This is a genomic window from Rhizobium sp. WSM409, assembly GCF_057653825.1.
In genome coordinates this window covers 210,214-228,391 of the sequence record NZ_JBYGKP010000006.1, presented here as the reverse complement: position 1 = coordinate 228,391, position 18,178 = coordinate 210,214, and the positions used below count along the sequence as shown (strand labels likewise).

Here is an 18,178-nt window from a genome sequence, read left to right as displayed (position 1 = left end):
CTGTCATGTCCCAAATCGCGAAAGGACCTCCATGTCCGCTCAACCACCTGCCCCCACCGAAAGGGGCATCCTGCAGTTTCTGGCGATTTGCGATTCCTTCTATCCGCCAGACGCCGTTCTAGCATCGATCGAACAGCAGCGACATTGGTACGACACGCTCTGCGCTCGTTTCGACCGCCCGCTGCCCCCGGAGATGATCTTTGCGGACGGCATGCTCCAGCGCATACCGATCCGGCGCTACCGCCCGCGGAAAATCAGCACCCGCACCATTCTGCTCTATCTTCATGGCGGCGGCTTTGTTGTCGGTTCGCTCGAGAGCCATCATGCCATCTGCGCCGAGATCGCCGATTTTGCCGGCGCGGAACTTGTTTCGGTCGATTACCGGCTGGCCCCTGAATATCGCTGGCCGGCGCAGACGGATGACGGCTTTACCGTGTTGAAGCATCTGCTTTCCGCCAACAGCAAGGTCGTGCTGATCGGCGACAGTGCCGGGGCCAATCTGGCGGCGGGCCTTGCATTGCGGGCGCGCGACGAGGGCCTGTCCGGAGTCGTCGGCCAAGTTCTGATCTATCCGGCGCTTGGCGGTAACCTTGCCGCAGGCTCTTACGTCGAAATGGCCGCGGCGCCGGGCCTGACGACGGCGGATGTCGGCTATTATCGCGAAATCCTGCAGACGCCGGCAGGCAATGAGATCGCCGAGCCCCTGCAGGCAGCTTCGCTTGCCGGGCTGCCGCCGGCCTTCATCACGGTCGCGCATTTCGATCCGCTTCGGGACGACGGCCGGCACTATGCCGCCCGGCTCACCGCGGAGGGCGTCGAAGTCTGGTTCCGAGAGGAGCCGCAAATGGTGCACGCGTGGCTGCGCGCCCGCCACATGAGCGACGGCGCCCGCGACGGCTTCCGTGCCGTCTGCGAGGCCGTTCGGCGTTTGGCGATCGCCTGACGATCACATCAGGTCGCGCGCGATCCGCTTTTCGGCAAAGACCTTTTCGAAGATCTGCACGTCGTCCTCGAAGGCGGTGACGACAGCACTGATGATCCAGTCGGTCCGGGTGCAGGCAACACGCCCGGTCGCCACTGTCCGCACGAACCAGCCGGGGCGGCGCATGTCGCAGGTCCAGGTCGAGGTCCCGGTCATCGACAGGGGATTATCGGGTGAAATCGACCAGAGTTCCTCGCGCAATTGCCGGGTCGAGAGGCCTGTCTCAGGGTGCTCGGTGAGCCCGGTATCCTCGTGGATGTGATACTCGGTCCTGTTGACCGAGAGATCGCGGACGACCTGCCGCTTCGTTACGGCGGCCGCGTGCTCGATGTATTTCGGCAGCGGATCGGGATTGGCTGGTTCCTTGATGTCGATCCGCTGGTACTCCCCGAGCATCGGCAGCCCGAGGCCGAGTGCCGCGATATCGACCTCGATGCCTTCGGCATCAGGCGGCGGCAGGATCATCGGCCAATAGGCGGTGGAGAGCGAAAGGCGGATGCGATGCCCCTTGCGGAAGCGATAACCGCAGGCATCGAGCACGAGCCGGATCGACACCGTCTCACCTGGGATCAGCGGCTTGGGATCTGCATTGCCGTCCCGGTGGGTAAGATTGACGACGCCGAAGGCGACACGCGTCGCCGTGCCATCCGGATGGACATCGATGAGCCGGGCGCAGAGATTTCCGCTTGCCGCCTGCGACCGCAGCGCAAGCGTGAGCACAGGCCGGCCGAGATAGTCGTGATCCCTCGCGAGCGGCATCGTATCGAAGACCAGCGAGCCGGCATCGTCCGAGCGTTGATCAATCGCCATTTCGGCGTCGGGTTTCAGCGTGAAATATTCACCCGATGCCGTCCCGGTGTCGAGCGGAGAGCGGAGATAGACGGAATGTTCGGGCGCATGCGGGATCGGCATCCCTTCCGTCAGCTTGCCGAACTGCTCGACATAGAAGCACTGCATCTGTGGCGGCGACCAGACGTCCTTGGCGACCCAGAAACCCGGATCGCTGTCACGTCGCGGGGCAGGGCTGATGGCATCGAGAATATAAGCGCGGGCCTGCGGCAAGCCGTCGATGCCGTTGTTCTCGCCCCGTAGCCATCTGTTCCACCAGGCGATCGCCTCGCCATGGAAATCCGTGCGCGGCTTCGGCCAGGCGAAATGCGGATATTTGTGGACCCAGGGGCCGATCAGCGCCTTCGCTTTTTTGCCCAGGCCTTCGACCGCCATCAGCGGCGTATTGCGATAGCCATCCGCCCAGCCGGCAATCACCAGCGCGGGAATCTCCACGCTCGAAAAATCCTCTGAGATCGAGCCGTGACGCCAGAAGTCGTCGCGCCGCTGGTGGCTCAACCACTCCTCCATGAAGAAGGGTTCGCCCGCCAGGCGTTCCAGCCACATCTCCTTCCAGCGTTCGCCGGCAAGCGCAGGATCGGGCGGCCGCGACTGGTAACCGAGCATCGTTGCAGCCCATGAGAGCTGAGCGGACAGATGGCAGCCGTTCTTGTAGTGGATGTCATCATTGTAACGGTCGACGGTCGAGGCGATCGATATGACGGCCTTCAGCGCGGGCGGGCGCAATGCTGCGATCTGCAGGCTGTTGAAGCCGCCCCAGGAGATGCCCATCATGCCGACCGAGCCGTTCGACCATGGCTGCGCGGCAATCCAGGCGATCAGCTCGCAGGCATTGGCAAGCTCGCTTTCGGTATATTCGCCGTCGATGACACCGTCGGATTCTCCGGATCCGCGGATATCGACGCGCACGCCGGCAATGCCTGATGCCGCGAATACCGGATAGGTCGACTCATCCCTGAGGCTGGTTCCATCCCGCTTGCGATAGGGCAGGAATTCGAAGACGGCGGGAACGGGATCTTCGCTAGCGCCATCCGGCATCCAGATGCGCGCGGCAAGCCGCGTCCCATCCTCCAGGGTAATCCATTCATTCTCGATGGTGGTGAAGCCGCGCGAGGTCATGCTCATTCCTTGATGCACATTCCGTGAGACGAAGGTTTACTCTCGTCAAGTCAGTTGCCGGCGCTCTCCATGCGACGCGTGGCAAGCACCCGTTCCAGCCAGCCGATTTCCATTTCCGGCACGGATTTCAACAGCAGATCGGTATAGTCGTCGAAGGGCGGCGACAGCGCCGTCGATTTCGGACCGAACCGTACCAGCTTGCCGCGATGCATCACCGCCACGCTGTCGGCGATCGCCCGGACGATCGCGATGTCGTGGGTGATGAAGACATAGGACAGCTGCTCTTCTTGCTGCAGGCGCAGAAGCAGCTTGAGGATACCCTCCGCCACCAGCGGATCGAGCGCCGAGGTCGGCTCGTCGCAGAGGATGAGTTCGGGCTTGGCGGCCAGCGCTCTCGCGATCGCCACGCGCTGCTTCTGGCCGCCGGATAGTTCGGCCGGGTAGCGGTCGACGAAGCCCTTGCCCATCTCGATCTGATCGAGCAGTTCCTTCACCCGGGCGGTCTTCTCGGCACCTCTCAGGCCATAATAGAAGGTCAGCGGGCGGCCGATGATGTCGCGAACCGTCTGGCGCGGGTTCATCGCCGTGTCGGCCATCTGGTAGATCAGCTGGATGCGCCTCAGATCGTCGTTCGGCCGGCTCTTCAGACCTGGCATCAGCGGCTTGCCGTCAAAGACGATGCGGCCGCTGCTCGGCGGCAACAGGCCAGTGATGACGCGCGCTAGCGTCGATTTGCCCGAACCGGATTCACCAACGACCGCGAGCGTCTGCCCCTTCGGCACGTGCAGCGTGACATCGTGCAGCACCTTGAAGCCGTTGGAATATTCGGCGCTGACATTTTCGACCTTGAGAAGTGCTGCAGACTGGTCGGCGGCTTCCTCGCGGTAGGCCTGCCTGACATTGACGAGAGCGCGCGTATAGTCTTCCCGCGGCGCCTCGATGATCTGCTGGACACTGCCATATTCGACCTGCTTGCCATAACGCAGGACCATGATGTCGTCCGAGATCTGGGCGACGACGGCAAGGTCATGGGTGATGTAGAGGGCGGCCGTGTGCGTTTCCTCGATGGCATGCTTGATCGCCGCCAGCACGTCGATCTGCGTGGTGACGTCAAGCGCCGTCGTCGGCTCGTCGAAGACGATGAGTTCGGGATTGGAGCAGAGCGCCATCGCCGTCATCGCGCGCTGCAACTGACCGCCGGAGACCTGATGAGGAAAGCGCTCGCCGAAAGTTTCGGGATTGGGCAGGCCGAGAACCCCGAACAGATAAAGCGCCCGTTTGCGCGCCTCGTCCTTCGTCATCAATCCATGTTTGACCGAGGCTTCGATCACCTGATCGCCGAGCCTGTGGGCCGGATTGAAGGCGGCGGCGGCCGATTGCGCAACGTAGCAGACCCGTGCGCCGCGGATTTTCCGGATGCCGTTCTTGCCGAGCACCAGGATATCAGCGCCGTCGAGCCGCACCTCGCCGCCGGTGATTTCGGCGCCGCCCCGGCCATAGGCAAGCGCCGAAAGGCCGATCGTCGACTTGCCGGCGCCCGATTCCCCGATCAGGCCGAGAACCTTGCCCTTCTGCAGATCGAAGGAAACCCCGTCTACGATCGTCACTCGCTTCGGCGGTTCGCCCGGCGGGTAGCTGGTTGCTTCGATCTTCAGATTACGAACGGAAAGAAGCTCAGGCATCGCCGCGCCCTCCCTTGAGGCTGGATGTGCGTTTCAGGAGCCAGTCGACCACGAGGTTGACGCAGACGGCAAGTGTCGCGATCGCCGTGCCCGGCACCAGCGCTGCCGAGATACCGAAGATGATGCCGTCCTTGTTGTCCTTGACCATGCCGCCCCAATCGGCCGCAGGCGGCTGAATGCCGAGGCCGAGGAAGGAAAGCGTCGAGAGGAACAGGATCGAGAAGGCGAAGCGCAGGCCGAATTCGGCCAGCAGCGGCGACAGCGTGTTCGGCAGGATTTCGCGGAAGATGATCCAAAGTTTGCCTTCGCCGCGCAGTGTTGCCGCCTCGACGAATTCCATCACCGCGACATCGAGCGCGACGGCGCGGCCGAGACGATAGACGCGGGTGGAATCGAGGATCGCCATGACAAGGATCAACACGACGATGTTTTGCGGCAGCACCGCAAGAACGACGAGCGCGAAGATCAGCGTCGGGATCGACATCATCAGATCGTTGAAGCGCGAAAAGACTGTGTCGATGATGCCGCGCGAGACGGCCGCGGTGAAGCTCAGGATAATGCCCAGCGAGAAGGAGATGACGGTGGCGGCGGATGCGACCGTCAGCGTCGTGCGCGCGCCGTAGATCAACCGCGAGAAGATGTCGCGGCCGAGATTGTCGAGACCGAAAATATACTGGTTATCAGGCAACTGCCACACGTCGCCGACGACCTGCGTCTCGCCATAGGGGGCGAGCCAGGGAGCGAAGAGCGCGAAGATGAAAGCGATGGCGATACCGGCCATGCCGATCCAGGCGGTGATGGGGATATCTCGCAATCTCATCGCGGATGCCTCAGCCGGGGATTGGCGATAATCGCGAGAATATCGGCCGTCATGTTGAGGAAGATATAGACAGCCGCGAAGATCAGGCCGCAGGCCTGCACGACGGGCATGTCGCGCACGGTGACCGCATCGACCATATATTGTCCCATGCCGGGATAGACGAAGACCACTTCGACAACGACGACGCCGACCACGAGATAGGCAAGGTTCAGCGCGATGACATTGATGATCGGCGCAAGCGCATTGGGGGCGGCATGTTTGACGATCGAGCGGAAGGCGCTGAGGCCCTTCAGCTCGGCGGTCTCCATATAGGCCGACGACATGACGGAGAGGATAGCCGCCCGTGTCATGCGCATCATATGCGCGAGCACGACGAGCACGAGGGTCGCCGTCGGCAGCGCGATCGCCTTCAACCGCTCGACGAAGCCCATGCTGTCATAGACGGTCGCTGGAAAGGTCGCCATGCCAAGGTTCACCGCGAAGAGCAGGATGAGCAGGTAGCCGATAAAGAATTCCGGCAGTGAGATCGCCGCAAGCGAGATGATGTTGATGATCTTATCCGGCAGGCGGTTGCGGAAGTGCACCGACAGCATGCCGAGGCCGACGGCGAGCGGCACTGATATCACCGCTGCGAAACCCGCGAGGAAAAGCGAATTGCCGAGGCGTTTGCCGATCTGTTCGCTCACCGAATTCTTGCTGGCCCAGGAGGTGCCGAAGTCACCCTGAACGGCGTTGCCGAGCCACTCAACGTAGCGCGTCGTCACCGGACGGTTCAGCCCGAGATCCTGGCGAATATTGGCAACGGCCTGCGGCGTCGCCGACTGGCCGAGATAGGTTGTGGCAAAATCGCCTGGCAGAGCTTCCAGGCCGCCGAAGATCAGGATGGAGACGGCAAAAAGCAGGACCAGGCTGAGCACGAAGCGCTCGAGGATGAGGGCAAGCAGCGGAAAACGCTGCCGGAACCCGAGGCCGGGCAAGATGCTTGGGGCAGGATTGGTCATGGCGAGGACCTCGCGCTAAAACGTCGGGAGGACCGCGGGGTTTCATCCCACGGTCCCGGCTTCGTTGGAGATCAGAGGGGCAAACGTCCCCTTGCCATCAAGCGTCCAGCCAGACGCGGGTCGCGACGTAGCCGTTCGACATGTCGTTGCCGATGTCGTGGACATAACCCTTCACCTGCTTGGTGGAGGCGTTCACGAAATCGTTGAACATCGGCAAGATCACCCCGCCCTCGTCGCGCACCGTCATCGCCATGGTGCGATACATGTCCTTGCGCTTGGCTTCATCAAGTTCGGAACGGGCCTGCAGCAGCAGCTTATCGAAGTCAGGACGCTTGAAACGGGTGTCGTTCCAATCCGCCGTCGAGAGATAGGCGGTGGAATACATCTGGTCCTGCGTCGGGCGGCCACCCCAATAGGAGGTCGAGAAGGGCTGGACGTTCCAGACGTTGGTCCAGTAGCCGTCGCCCGGTTCGCGCTTGACCTCGATCTCGATGCCGGCCTTCTTGCAGCTTTCCTGATAGAGGACGGCTGCGTCGACACCGCCGGGGAAGGCGACTTCGGAGGTGCGCAGGAGGACCGAGCCGCTATGACCTGACTTCTTATAGTGGAAGGCAGCCTTGTCAGGATCGTAAACGCGCTGCTCGATGCCCTCGGGAAACAGCGCATAGGTGCTGTTGATCGGGAAGTCGTTGCCGACCTTGCCGTAACCGCCGAGGATCTTCTGCACCATGGCCTCACGGTCCATGGCATATTTGAGGGCCAGACGCAGGTCGTTGTTGTCGAACGGCGCCTTGTCACAATGCATGATGAAGACGTAATGGCCACGGCCGGCGGTCGAGAGAATCTCGACGTTGGGTGCGCGTTTCAAAAGGTTGACGGTCTTCGGGTCGACCCGGTTGATGTAGTGCACCTGGCCGGACGACAGGGCCGCGATGCGGGCGGTCGCATCGTTCATGCCGATGATTTCGATCGAATCGACGTAACCGCGGTCGGTGCGCCAGTCGTCTTTGTTCCTTTCGAAGGTGGCGCGGACGCCGGGCTCGAAGCTTGTCATCTTGTAGGGGCCGGTGCCGATCGAGGCGAGAGGATCGTCGAAGCCGCCGTTCGGCTGGATGACCAGATGGTAGTCCGACAGCAGCAGCGGCATGTCGGCATTGCCTTCGCTGAGCGTCAGCACGAGATTGCCGCCGTCGGCCTTGATCTCCTTGATCGAGCCGAGAACACCGAGCGCGCCGGATTCCGACTTGGCGTCGGTGTGGCGCTTCAGCGTCGCAACAACGTCATCGATCGTCAGTTCCTTGCCATCGTGAAACTTGACGCCCTTGCGGATCTTGAAGGTCCAGGTCGCCGCGTCCTTCGACGGTTCCCAGGATTCGGCGAGCGCCGGCACGGCGGCACCGGTCAGCGGATCAGACTCGACCAGCATGTCGCCCCAGCAGCGGCCGATGCAGAACATGACCTGCGACAGGAACTTCGCCGGGTCGTTGGAATCGGTAGCGGCACCGCCTTCGAGGCCGAGCTTCAAGTGACCGCCGCGCTTCGGTTCGGCAGCTTGCGCACTTTCGGTGAAGAGCTTGTCGGCGACGGCAAGTGTGATGCCCGCGGCCATGGCGCGTCCCATGAATTCGCGGCGGCTGAGCCCGCCGGCGGTGACACGGCTTGCGAGATACTTCGTGTAGTCGTTCATTCCCCAGTTCCTTCTTTATGGTGCGTTGACAGAACTTCCGGGCAGGTCCGCAGACGGTTTCCTCTCCACCTCCGGTGCCCGCATCATGCGGGAAAATAATGCGGTTGCCGCCGCCTGGTCATTTTCCTTTCCAAATGGGGCTTCGCTTCTCGGCGAAGGCCCGTGCGCCTTCTAATTGGTCCTCGCTCGAATAGAGCCTGTCGACCGTCGCAAACTGCCGTTTGGTGATCTTGTTCATGGCAGTCTGGAACGTCGAACCCTCCGCTTCGCGGACGATTTCCTTGATGGCCGCATGGACGAGCGACGGCCCGCTCTCAAGCAGCCGGGCAAGCTCCCATGCTCTCTCCATCAGCCGCTCGGCCGGCAGGACCTCGTTGACAAAACCCCAGCGATGCGCCTCGTGAACGTCGAGCCAACGACCGGTCAAAAGCATGTCCATGGCGATGTGGTAGGGGATGCGTTTCGGCAGCTTGATCGAAGCCGCATCGGCAACCGTGCCGGAGCGGATTTCCGGCAGGGCGAAGGTCGCATGTTCGGCGGCGAGGATCAGGTCGGCAGAAAGCGCGATCTCCAGACCGCCGCCGCAACAGATACCGTTGACCGCACAAATGACCGGCTTGTTGAGGTCGCGCAGTTCCTGCAGCCCGCCGAAGCCGCCCACACCGTAGTCCCCGTCGACCGCATCACCTGATGCCGCCGCCTTGAGATCCCAGCCGGCACAGAAAAACTTCTCGCCGGCGCCCGAGACGATGGCGACGCGCAGCGCCGGATCGTCGCGGAAATTTCGGAAGATCAACCCCAGAGCACGGCTGGTCGCAAGGTCGATGGCATTCGCCTTCGGCCGGTCGATGACGACTTCGAGCACTCCGCCGTCCTGTCGTGTGCGAATGGGTTCGCTCAACCTATGCTACCTCCTCCGCCGTATCAAAGCATCGACTACGACCACGCCACACCCTTCGGGAAGAACCATCAATGGATTAATGTCCAGTTCCTCCAGCCATGCCGCGTTCTTTACGACATAATCTGCCGTTGCTAAGACAGCGCCGACAGCGGCCTCAAGATCGCCTTTTGGCCGACCGCGATAGCCATAGATCAATTTTGCAAGTTTGAGGCGCGAAATTGCCGCGTGAATGTCGGTTTTCGTCGCCGGAAGGGGTAGGATGACGGAATCTTCAAGCAATTCAACGAAGATTCCGCCCGCCCCGAGCGTGAGCGACAATCCGAAGACAGGGTCGCGGATAGCGCCGACAATGAGCTCGGCAACCGGCGGATCGATCATTTTCTCGACGAGATAACCGGCATTCGGCGGCATTGCCGCCGCCGCATTCGACACCGTCTTTATATTCTTTAGGTTGAGTGCGACGGCCCCGGCCTCGGTCTTATGGGCAATGCCGAGCGCTTTCAGCACGACGGGAAAGCCGAGCCGCTCAGCTTGCTCGGCCGCTTGACCGGGAGAAGAGGCCAACAGCCCTTGCGGAACCGGAAGGCCGAAGGCGGCAAGCTCGGCCTTCGCATCGGCCTCCGTCAGCGTCTCGATCTCGCCATCGATAGAGGGCACATCGAGCAGCGGCAGGGGCGGCGGACGATCCCAGGCCTGGCCGATGCCGGCGGCGACGTCCGCAGCCGTGATGGCTTCGTCGATACCGCAGAAGGTAATGATGCCGTTTGCCATCAGCCGACCGGCGATCGGCTCCGGCATGTTTTCCGGAAGGGTCGCCAGAAGGCCGGCCAGCGCACCGGTTGCAGCGGCAGCCGCAATCACCGCGTCTGCCGTCATCGCCCATTCGGATGCATCGCAGCGATCATCGCGCGGAAAGTCGAGGACGACGAGATTGAGGGCATAACCGCCCTCGAACATGGCGCTGAAGGCTTCGGTCTGGCGTGCAAGATCCCCCCACACGAAGGTGTGGTAATCGAGCGGATTGGACAGCGTCACCATCTCGCCGAGAACGCGCCGCAGACGGGGCAATTGTTGCGGCTGCAGCGCGGGGAATTCCACATTGCGACCGACGGCTGCATCCGCCATCAGCGAAGCTTCGCCCCCGGAACAGCTCATCGACGAGATCGAATGGCTTGCGAGCGGGCCGGCGACATGCAGCAGCTTCAGGGTTTCGAGCAACGCCGGCAAGGTCTGGACACGGCCAAGACCAAGGCGGGCGAGCACGGCATCCGCGACCGCATCGCTGCCGGCAAGCGAGGCGGTATGCGACACCGCCGCGCATTTTGCCTGCTCGGACCTGCCGACCTTCAGCACGACGACCGACTTCCTCGACCGTCGGGCCATGGTGGCCAGCCGTTCGAGTGCAGAGAGATTGCCGAAACCTTCGACATGAAGGCCGACCGCCGTCACACGCGGGTCGTCGATCAATGCGCAGGCGACATCGGCAAGCGATGTCTGCGCCTGGTTGCCGGCGGTGACCACATAGGCGATCGGCAGGCCGCGTGTCTGCATGGTCAGGTTGATGGCGATATTGGAGGACTGCGTGAGGATCGCGACGCCACGTGCGATGCGCTGCATGCCATGCTGATCGGGCCAGAGCAGCGCACCGTCGAGACCGTTGATCAGCCCGTAGCAATTCGGCCCGAGGATCGGCATGTCGCCGGCTGCCTCCAGCAGGGCCTGCTGCAACTCGGCGCCGTCGCCGAGTTCACCCGTCGCCTCGCTGAAACCCGATGCATAACAGACCGCCCCGCCGGCACCGGCCGCAGAAAGGCTGCGGACGATCTCGACGGTCTGCATCCTGTTGACGCCGACGAAGGCGGCGTCCGGCGCCGAAGGCAGGTCGGAGACGGAGCGATAACAGGGCCGCCCGAGCACCTCGTCGAGCTTTGGATGGACGGGCCAGATCTCGCCGGCAAAACCCATGCGGTCGCACTGCTCGATCACCCTGCGCGCCTCGCGGCCGCCGAAGACGGCGATCGTTTGCGGTCTGAGCAGGCGGTCGAGCGGGCGCGGCGTCATCGGCTTATGCTCCCAAGGGTCTAAGCAGATCGCGGCTGATGATATGCCGCTGGATTTCAGAGGTACCGTCCCAGATGCGCTCGACGCGCGCATCGCGCCAGAAGCGGGCAAGCGGCAGATCGTCCATCAGGCCCATGCCGCCGAAGATCTGGATCGCCTCGTCAGTCACGCGGGCCAGCATTTCGGAGGAGTAGAGCTTGGCCGAGGCGATCTGCCGGTCTGCGGAGAGTCCGGCATCGAGCCGCCAGGCGGCGGCGAGCGTCAGCCAATCGGCCGCGTCGATCTCGGTAATCATATCGGCGAGCTTGAACGACACGCCCTGATTGGCGCCGATCGGCTTGCCGAACTGCTTGCGCTCGGCGGCATAAGGCAGCGTCATGTCGAAGACGCGCCGTGCCCGGCCGACGCAGGTGGCGGCCACCGTCAACCGCGTGCCATAGAGCCATTTATTGGCGATTTCGAAGCCGCGATGCACCTCGCCAAGTACCTGGCTTGCCGGAATCCGGCAATCGGTGAAGCTGAGCGTTGAGTTGTGGTAGCCGCGATGCGAAACGGAATCGTAGCCCCCGAGGATTTCGAATCCCGGCGTGCCGCGATCCACCAGGAAGGCGGTGATCTTCTTCTTGATGCCCTTCGGCGTTTCCTCCTCGCCCGTTGCGGCAAAGACGATGACGAAATCGGCGACGTCGGCATGCGAGATGAAGTGTTTCGTGCCGTTGAGGACGAAGTCGCTGCCATCGCGGCGGGCAGCGCATTTCATGCCGCGCATATCGGAACCGGCGTCCGGCTCGGTGATAGCAAGCGCATCGATCTTCTCACCGCGCACTGCGGGCAGGAGATAGCGTTCTCGCTGCTCGCCCTCGCAGGCCATCAGGATGCCGGACGGCCGGCCGAAGAAAACCGTCAGCCCCAGGGAGCCGCGCCCGAGTTCCCGCTCGACCAGCGTGAAGGTGACATGGTCGAGACCGGCGCCGCCGACTTCTTCCGGGAAATTGCAGGCGTAAAAGCCGAGATCGATGCATTTGCGCCGGATCTCGTCTCCGAGCTCCGGCGGGACGATGCCACTGCGCTCGACCTCGTTTTCATGCGGATAGATTTCGGTTTCGACGAAGGCGCGGACCGTCTCGACGATCATTTCCTGTTCTTCGCTCAGTCCGAAATGCATGCCTATCCTCCTACCGCCTCTGGCCGACGTGACGGCCGGCACCTTCAGGCACGGCCAAATTCGCGTGGGCTCCTGCAACCGCCTTGACCTTGTCGAGAATGACGGCCGGCGCCGGTGTGGCCTTGCCGGCCTTGCTGTCGACATGCAGCAACATGTGTTCGGCGGTTGCCAGAGCCTCGCCCGTCGCCGTGTCGTACAGAGTGTGGAAGACATGCAGCCGCTTCTCGTCAACGGAGAGGATCTGGCAGGTCGAGTGGATCGCCTGGCCGAGTTTCGCCTCGCCGAGATGGCGGATATGGGTTTCCACCGTGTAATAGCTCTGCCCCGCCTCGACATAGGCGAGATCGACGCCGATGAGGCGCAACAATGCGTCCGATGTATCGCCGAAAACCTGCAGGTAGCGGTGCTCGGTCATATGGCCGTTATAGTCGACCCAGGCAGGGCCGACTTTCGTCTCCACGAGCCTCAGCGGCTTCGACGGGTCGAAAGACGTGGCCGCCCTACCGCCTTGCGCCCAGAGCGATTGCTCGAAGTCCTTCAGCAGCTTGCCGGCGCCCCAGCCCTTGCCGCCATCGCCGCCCTTGAGGGCCTGCAGGATGCCGACGAGGTTTTCGTCGCGGATGCGTTCGAGCTCGCGGATCGACAGGCCGGCCGCCTGTTCGTCGGATTGCCGGCCGATCTTTTCGATCAGCGCATCGTCGAGATCGACGACATCGGTGAGCTTGGTCCAGGGCCAGGCGAGGCATGGACCGAACTGGGCGAGGAAGTGGCGCATGCCGGCCTCGCCGCCGGCAATGCGGTAGGTCTGGAACAGGCCCATCTGCGCCCAGCGCAAGCCGAAAGAGTAGCGGATGACATCGTCGAGGGTCTCGACCGTGCAAATATCGTCATGGATCAGCCACAAGGCCTCACGCCAGAGCGCTTCGAGCAGCCGGTCGCCGACAAAGGCCTCGATCTCCTTGGCGATGTGGACGCCCTTCATACCGAGCGGCGCCAGTCTTTCGATCGCCGCCCGGATGGTCGCCGCCGAGGTTTTTTCGCCACCGACGATTTCGACGAGCGGCAGCAGATAGACGGGATTATAGGGGTGGGCGACGAAGAGGCGTTCGGGATGCGTCATGTCGCGCTGCAGATCGGTCGGCAGCAGGCCTGAGGTGGAAGAGCCGATCAGGGCGTCCGAGCGTGCTGCAGCATCGATCTCAGTCAGGACACGGCGCTTGAGGTCGAGCCTTTCCGGCACGCTTTCCTGAATCCAGTCGGCGCCGGCGACAGCTTCCTCGAGCTTCGCGCAGAAGGTCAGCCTGCCGCGGGGCGGCAGGGGTGCTCCGGTCAGCATGGCATAGGCTTTTTCGGCGTTAGCGAGCACTTCGCCGACGATGCGGCTCGCTTCCGGATGCGGATCGAACACATCAACGTCAATGCCGGCCAGCAGAAAACGCGCGATCCATCCGCCGCCAATGACGCCGCCGCCGATACAAGCCGCCTTGTTGATCCCAGTCATGCCGTCCTCAGCGCTTCGTCAGTTTGAGTTTCTTGCGAACGTCTTCCGGGCCGATAATCCGGGCACCCATGCCCTCGACCACTTGCACGGCCTTTTCAACGAGCTCAGCATTGGTGGCGAGTTGGCCCTTGCCGACAAAGAGATTGTCCTCCAGGCCGACGCGCACGTTGCCGCCGGCCAGAACGGCTGCCGCCGGATAGGCCATGGCGTTGCGGCCGATCGAAAAGGCCGAAAAAGTCCAGCTCTGAGGCACGTTGTTGACCATCGCCATGAAGGTATTGAGATCGTCGGGCGCCCCCCATGGTATGCCCATGCAGAGCTGGATCAGCACCGGGTCTTCGATCAGGCCTTCCTCGGCAAGCTGCTTGGCAAACCAGAGATGGCCGGTGTCGAAAGCCTCGATTTCGGGGCGCACGCCGAGATTGGTCATCTTGCTTGCCATGGCCCGCAGCATGGCCGGCGTGTTGGTCATGACATAGTCGCCGAGGTTGAAGTTCATCGTGCCGCAGTCGAGCGTGCAGATTTCAGGCAAGCATTCGGCGATATGGCTGACGCGCTCGGTGGCGCCGGCCATATCCGTGCCGTTAGGATTGAGGGGAAGGGGGCTTTCGACATCCCCGAAAATCAGGTCTCCGCCCATGCCGGCGGTGAGATTGAGGACGACATCGACATCGGCCGAGCGGATGCGGTCGGTGACCTCCCTGTAGAGGTCGTTGCGGCGGCTGGCAGCACCCGTTTCCGGGTCGCGGACGTGGCAGTGAACCACCGCAGCACCAGCCTTTGCCGCGTCGATGGCGGAATCGGCGATCTGCTTGGGAGTGATCGGCACGTGGCTGGATCTGGAAACCGTGTCGCCGGCGCCGGTAACGGCGCAGGTAATGAAGACATCGCGGTTCATCGCAAGAGGCATGTTTTTGTTCTCCCTCGTCTTGTCGGCATTACGCGACAGGATGAAGGACGATGCGTTGCAATATCGGAAGCAACCGATACATTATCGGAACTCTAGGGAGATGATCTTGCTGCAGCGATCCACAGAACGGCTCGATATCGACCTTCTCGTCCTGCCGGACGCGAACCTGATCCTGATCGCCTCGGTGATCGAGCCGCTGCGCGGCGCCAACCGAATTTCCGGCAGCGAGCTCTATCGCTGGCGGCTGCTGACGCCGGACGGAGCACCGGTCCCGACCACCAGCAATATTGCCGTGCCCGCGCAAGGCGCTTTCAAGGCGACGACCGAGGATACGCCGCTGTTCGTACTTGCTAGCTACAACTGGCGCCGAAGTGCTACGCCGGCGCTGAAGATGCAGCTCTCCCAGGCCGCCCGCTATCGCACGGTGATTGCCGGCATCGAGTCCGGCACCTGGCTGCTAGCCGAAGCCAGCCTGCTCGACGGGCTCCCGGCAACCGTCCACTGGGAGGACTACGAGGATTTTGCGCTGGCCTATCCTGAGGTGCGGGCCGTCAAGGATCGTTTCGTCATCGACGGCAAGCGGCTGACGACGTCAGGTTCGCTTCCGACCGTCGACCTGATGCTGGAGGTGATCCGGCAAAGGCAGGGTTATTCGCTGGCGCTCGAGGTCAGCCGGCTGTTCCGCTACGAGCAGCCGTCCTTCCATGCGGACGAGCAGCTTTCCGCAGCCTCGGCGGGGTTGCGCATGCATGATCCCCGCGTGACCCAGGCAGTACGGCTGATGGAGGAGCATATCGAGCAGCCTCTGGTCCTGACACGGCTGGCCCGGCGGGTGGGCATCAGCGCCCGGCATCTGCAGTATCTCTTCCAGCAGAGCATCGGCGCGCCGCCGCATGTGCACTATCTGGCGCTGCGCCTGAATGCGGCGCGCCGCAAGGTGATCGAGACGACAGCCTCTTTCGCCGACATCGCGGCGGCAACCGGCTTCAATTCGGCCTCAGCCTTTGCGAGAAGCTACCGGGCGAGTTTTTCCGAGAGCCCGTCCGAGACCCGGCGCCGCTTGCGCCGCCGCATCACGTCATCGCAGGCGCCGGTATAGGCTGGAACGCGTCCCGTATCATCTCAGCAAGCTCCCGAACGGCCTCGCTGGAACGGTAGGTGCTTCGGCGGAGCACGACCTTGGAGGAGTCGACCGGCGGGAAACCGTCTTCGGCGGTCAGCTCCCGGCAGCCGGGCGGTATATTGCTGCGGGAAAGCGTGGTCACGGCAAGGCCGGCAATCACGGCATTCTTCAGCCCCGAGCCGGTATCGGCGATGAAGGCGATCCGATAGTTGCGGCCGATCTGCTCCAGCGACCGGAGCGCAAAATCGCGCGACCAGGTGGAATTGCGATAGGTCGCAATCGGCAGGGGATCGATGTCGTGCAGCCGATGGACCATTGATGTGACCCAGACCGTGGGATCAATGCAGATGACCTCGCCTTTCGTCTCATCGCTCCAGTCGAAAACGACGGCCAGATCAAGCTCGTCCCGCTCGAGGGCGGCGAGGTTACGGACGGTATAGTCGCAGGACACGGTCACCTCGACGGCCGGGTGGCGAACGGCGAAAGCCGCGAGCGCCGCCGGCAGTACCGTCTGGCTGTATTCCTCGGGAATTCCGATGCGCACCGGCCCATCTAGCGGCTTGCTGCGGATCGTCGCGGCGGCCTCGTTCAAGAGGTCGATGATCCTGCGGGCATAGGGGACGAGTTGCATGCCTTGACGCGTCAGCAATACGCCGCGGGCGCCGCGCTCGAACAGCGTTTCGCCGATCGTCTGCTCCAGCTTTTTGATCTGGCTGCTGACGGCCGACTGCGTCCGCCCGATGCGCTGAGCGGCCGCGGAGAAGTTCGACGTCTCGGCGACGACAAGAAAGGTTCTCAGCAGGTCGCTTTCAATCGGCTCGTGCATGTTCAGCCATAGAAAAAATCGATGATAGCCATCTCTACTATTCGTTTGTCTGATGTCAATTCTGGGCGCACAAATGACCCGCGTTCGACTTCCTTCTTTGAGAATATCTGCGTGACAATTGAAAATCCGGCCAGACGCCTCGCAAGCAGCGAGCATGAGAAGGGTGTGTTTCTCATCGTTGCTGCGACACTTGCCTGGAGCGCGAGCGGCGTCTATTCGCGACTCCTGACGACCGACGTATGGACGGCGATCGCCTGGCGATCGTTGTTCGGTGGCCTGTTCCTGCTGATCCCCTGCCTTTTCCTCGAAGGGGGTATTTCACGGCAGCAATGGCGTTTCATCTTCCATCCGTCCAGCCTTGCGATGATCGCCTGCCAGACCTTCAGTCAGGGCTGCTTCATCGGGGCGCTCTACATGACCACCGTCGCCAATGTGACGATGATCTATGCGACCGCGCCATTTATCGCGGCCATGCTCGGCTGGGTCATCCTCAGGGAGAGGGTCTCCAGGCGGACGCTGATTGCCGGCGGCATCTCGCTCCTCGGCGTCGCGGTCATCGTCGCCTCGTCGATCGGCGGCGGCACCGGATGGGGCGACCTGCTGGCGCTCGGCATGACAGCGTCCTTCGCGCTCGTCATCATCATTCCGCGGATCAGTCCCGACGTGCCGAGCCTGCCGCCGACCGTGGTCAGCGCTTTCCTGACGCTTGCACTCTTCGCGCCGTTCGGTTCGGTAGGCTCGCTCGACCTGCACAACTGGATCGTTCTTGCTGCCTTCGGCGCGACCAATTTCTCCCTGGCACTGGTGCTCTTCCTTGCCGGGGCGAAGCGGATGCCGCCAGCGGAGGCGGCGCTGATCGGCACAATGGAAATCGTGCTCACGCCGTTCTGGGTCTGGCTGCTGTTTTCCGAAGAGCCGCCCGTCGCCACGTTTTTCGGCGGCGCGATCATCCTCGGCGCAGTGATCTGGCACACGGCCATCGACGTCAGCCGCAGCCGGCGACCGCATCGCGCCTAAAGCCTTTAGGCGGCGATCAATCTTCCGGGACGATCCGGAAAACCGCCGTATTCGCGGGATCAGTTACTCCCCTGCACAGCGAGCTATGGCGACTTTGCCGACTGTCGTCTTTGCGTTGCACCCATGTCGTTTTCTTGATCGCTGTTTTCCGTCAGGCATGGTTTGTTTGTGGTGTTCAAGGCGCTATCTCGCAAACTGGCGAAATGGGCATTGGGAAGCCGGCCTGACGCGCCGACGCTCCCAGCAGCGGTAGGAGAACTGAAATCCTCAAGGAAATCGCCGGATAGAAATCCGGAAAGATATCGAGATGGATCGAAAGGAGATTCTGGAGCTGGAAACCAGCTCTTGGCAGAGCAAATCGACGGATTGCAGGCAGACGATCACGAGCGGAACGACAGGCGAAAGCCATGGCGTTTACTCCTCTTCTCCATTCAATCTGTCCCTTTTTGCAAAATCCGAATATCGCCCGATGCGGCGGTATCCTCGTGTTGTGGACACCGGGCTGCTGAGGAGGCAGGCCGGAGGGAAGGTTGC

Annotated in this window: 14 protein-coding genes; 3 read left to right on the top strand and 11 right to left on the bottom strand. The window is 62.5% G+C overall.

Annotation, left to right across the window (positions count from 1 at the left end; genetic code table 11):
- Window positions 1–31: 31 nt before the first annotated feature.
- The gene (locus AC25BC_RS35435) at window positions 32–943 is read left to right on the top strand and encodes an alpha/beta hydrolase (RefSeq protein WP_128438937.1); all 912 of its coding nucleotides are present in this window, start codon (window positions 32–34) and stop codon (window positions 941–943) included.
- 3 nt (window positions 944–946) lie between these two features.
- On the opposite strand, the gene AC25BC_RS35430 is transcribed toward AC25BC_RS35435, so the two are convergent.
- From AC25BC_RS35430 to bcoG, 10 genes are all read right to left on the bottom strand, one after another.
- A complete protein-coding gene (locus tag AC25BC_RS35430) occupies window positions 947–2,950 on the bottom strand; it encodes a CocE/NonD family hydrolase (protein ID WP_128438938.1) in 2,004 nt (667 codons plus the stop codon).
- A 50-nt stretch (window positions 2,951–3,000) separates the two neighbouring features.
- A complete protein-coding gene (locus AC25BC_RS35425; RefSeq protein ID WP_128438939.1) occupies window positions 3,001–4,632 on the bottom strand; it encodes an ABC transporter ATP-binding protein in 1,632 nt (543 codons plus the stop codon).
- On the bottom strand, window positions 4,625–5,452 hold the full coding sequence (locus AC25BC_RS35420) for an ABC transporter permease (RefSeq protein ID WP_003555519.1): 828 nt from the start codon (window positions 5,450–5,452) through the stop codon (window positions 4,625–4,627). The genes AC25BC_RS35425 and AC25BC_RS35420 overlap by 8 nt, the downstream gene beginning before the upstream one ends.
- Entirely contained in the window at window positions 5,449–6,453 is a 1,005-nt protein-coding gene (locus tag AC25BC_RS35415) for an ABC transporter permease (RefSeq protein ID WP_003555520.1), read from the bottom strand. Before AC25BC_RS35415 ends, AC25BC_RS35420 begins: the two co-directional genes overlap by 4 nt.
- A 97-nt stretch (window positions 6,454–6,550) precedes the next feature.
- On the bottom strand, window positions 6,551–8,140 hold the full coding sequence (locus tag AC25BC_RS35410; protein ID WP_128438940.1) for an ABC transporter substrate-binding protein: 1,590 nt from the start codon (window positions 8,138–8,140) through the stop codon (window positions 6,551–6,553).
- Window positions 8,141–8,258: 118 nt separating this feature from the next.
- Entirely contained in the window at window positions 8,259–9,041 is a 783-nt protein-coding gene (locus tag AC25BC_RS35405; RefSeq protein WP_003555522.1) for a carnitinyl-CoA dehydratase, read from the bottom strand.
- Window positions 9,042–9,047: 6 nt separating this feature from the next.
- Window positions 9,048–11,102, bottom strand: a complete 2,055-nt coding sequence (locus AC25BC_RS35400; RefSeq protein WP_128438941.1) for an acetate--CoA ligase family protein — start codon at window positions 11,100–11,102, stop codon at window positions 9,048–9,050.
- Between the two features lie 4 nt (window positions 11,103–11,106).
- Complete coding sequence (locus tag AC25BC_RS35395) at window positions 11,107–12,267, bottom strand: acyl-CoA dehydrogenase family protein (protein ID WP_003555525.1); 1,161 nt, start codon at window positions 12,265–12,267, stop codon at window positions 11,107–11,109.
- Between the two features lie 10 nt (window positions 12,268–12,277).
- Window positions 12,278–13,768 (bottom strand): carnitine 3-dehydrogenase, encoded by a 1,491-nt coding sequence (locus AC25BC_RS35390; RefSeq protein WP_017997616.1) that lies wholly within the window; start codon window positions 13,766–13,768, stop codon window positions 12,278–12,280.
- Between the two features lie 7 nt (window positions 13,769–13,775).
- Complete coding sequence (gene bcoG, locus AC25BC_RS35385; protein WP_128438942.1) at window positions 13,776–14,678, bottom strand: 3-dehydrocarnitine:acetyl-CoA trimethylamine transferase BcoG; 903 nt, start codon at window positions 14,676–14,678, stop codon at window positions 13,776–13,778.
- Between the two features lie 40 nt (window positions 14,679–14,718).
- Between bcoG and AC25BC_RS35380 the strand changes: the two genes are divergently transcribed.
- The gene (locus AC25BC_RS35380; protein WP_080518631.1) at window positions 14,719–15,777 is read left to right on the top strand and encodes a GlxA family transcriptional regulator; all 1,059 of its coding nucleotides are present in this window, start codon (window positions 14,719–14,721) and stop codon (window positions 15,775–15,777) included.
- Here AC25BC_RS35380 and AC25BC_RS35375 read toward each other — a convergent pair.
- The gene (locus AC25BC_RS35375; protein WP_003555529.1) at window positions 15,752–16,627 is read right to left on the bottom strand and encodes a LysR substrate-binding domain-containing protein; all 876 of its coding nucleotides are present in this window, start codon (window positions 16,625–16,627) and stop codon (window positions 15,752–15,754) included. The genes AC25BC_RS35380 and AC25BC_RS35375 overlap by 26 nt on opposite strands.
- A 111-nt stretch (window positions 16,628–16,738) precedes the next feature.
- Between AC25BC_RS35375 and AC25BC_RS35370 the strand changes: the two genes are divergently transcribed.
- Entirely contained in the window at window positions 16,739–17,644 is a 906-nt protein-coding gene (locus tag AC25BC_RS35370) for a DMT family transporter (RefSeq protein WP_003555531.1), read from the top strand.
- The last annotated feature ends 534 nt before the right edge of the window (window positions 17,645–18,178 follow it).

Bases quoted from the DNA above. Each gene is read 5' to 3' on its own strand.
- AC25BC_RS35435 (WP_128438937.1), top strand. From the start codon at position 32: ATGTCCGCTCAACCACCTGCCCCCACCGAAAGGGGCATCCTGCAGTTT.
- AC25BC_RS35430 (WP_128438938.1), bottom strand. From the start codon at position 2,950: ATGACCTCGCGCGGCTTCACCACCATCGAGAATGAATGGATTACCCTG.
- AC25BC_RS35425 (WP_128438939.1), bottom strand. From the start codon at position 4,632: ATGCCTGAGCTTCTTTCCGTTCGTAATCTGAAGATCGAAGCAACCAGC.
- AC25BC_RS35420 (WP_003555519.1), bottom strand. From the start codon at position 5,452: ATGAGATTGCGAGATATCCCCATCACCGCCTGGATCGGCATGGCCGGT.
- AC25BC_RS35415 (WP_003555520.1), bottom strand. From the start codon at position 6,453: ATGACCAATCCTGCCCCAAGCATCTTGCCCGGCCTCGGGTTCCGGCAG.
- AC25BC_RS35410 (WP_128438940.1), bottom strand. From the start codon at position 8,140: ATGAACGACTACACGAAGTATCTCGCAAGCCGTGTCACCGCCGGCGGG.
- AC25BC_RS35400 (WP_128438941.1), bottom strand. From the start codon at position 11,102: ATGACGCCGCGCCCGCTCGACCGCCTGCTCAGACCGCAAACGATCGCC.
- AC25BC_RS35395 (WP_003555525.1), bottom strand. From the start codon at position 12,267: ATGCATTTCGGACTGAGCGAAGAACAGGAAATGATCGTCGAGACGGTC.
- AC25BC_RS35390 (WP_017997616.1), bottom strand. From the start codon at position 13,768: ATGACTGGGATCAACAAGGCGGCTTGTATCGGCGGCGGCGTCATTGGC.
- bcoG (WP_128438942.1), bottom strand. From the start codon at position 14,678: ATGCCTCTTGCGATGAACCGCGATGTCTTCATTACCTGCGCCGTTACC.
- AC25BC_RS35380 (WP_080518631.1), top strand. From the start codon at position 14,719: ATGAAGGACGATGCGTTGCAATATCGGAAGCAACCGATACATTATCGG.
- AC25BC_RS35375 (WP_003555529.1), bottom strand. From the start codon at position 16,627: ATGCACGAGCCGATTGAAAGCGACCTGCTGAGAACCTTTCTTGTCGTC.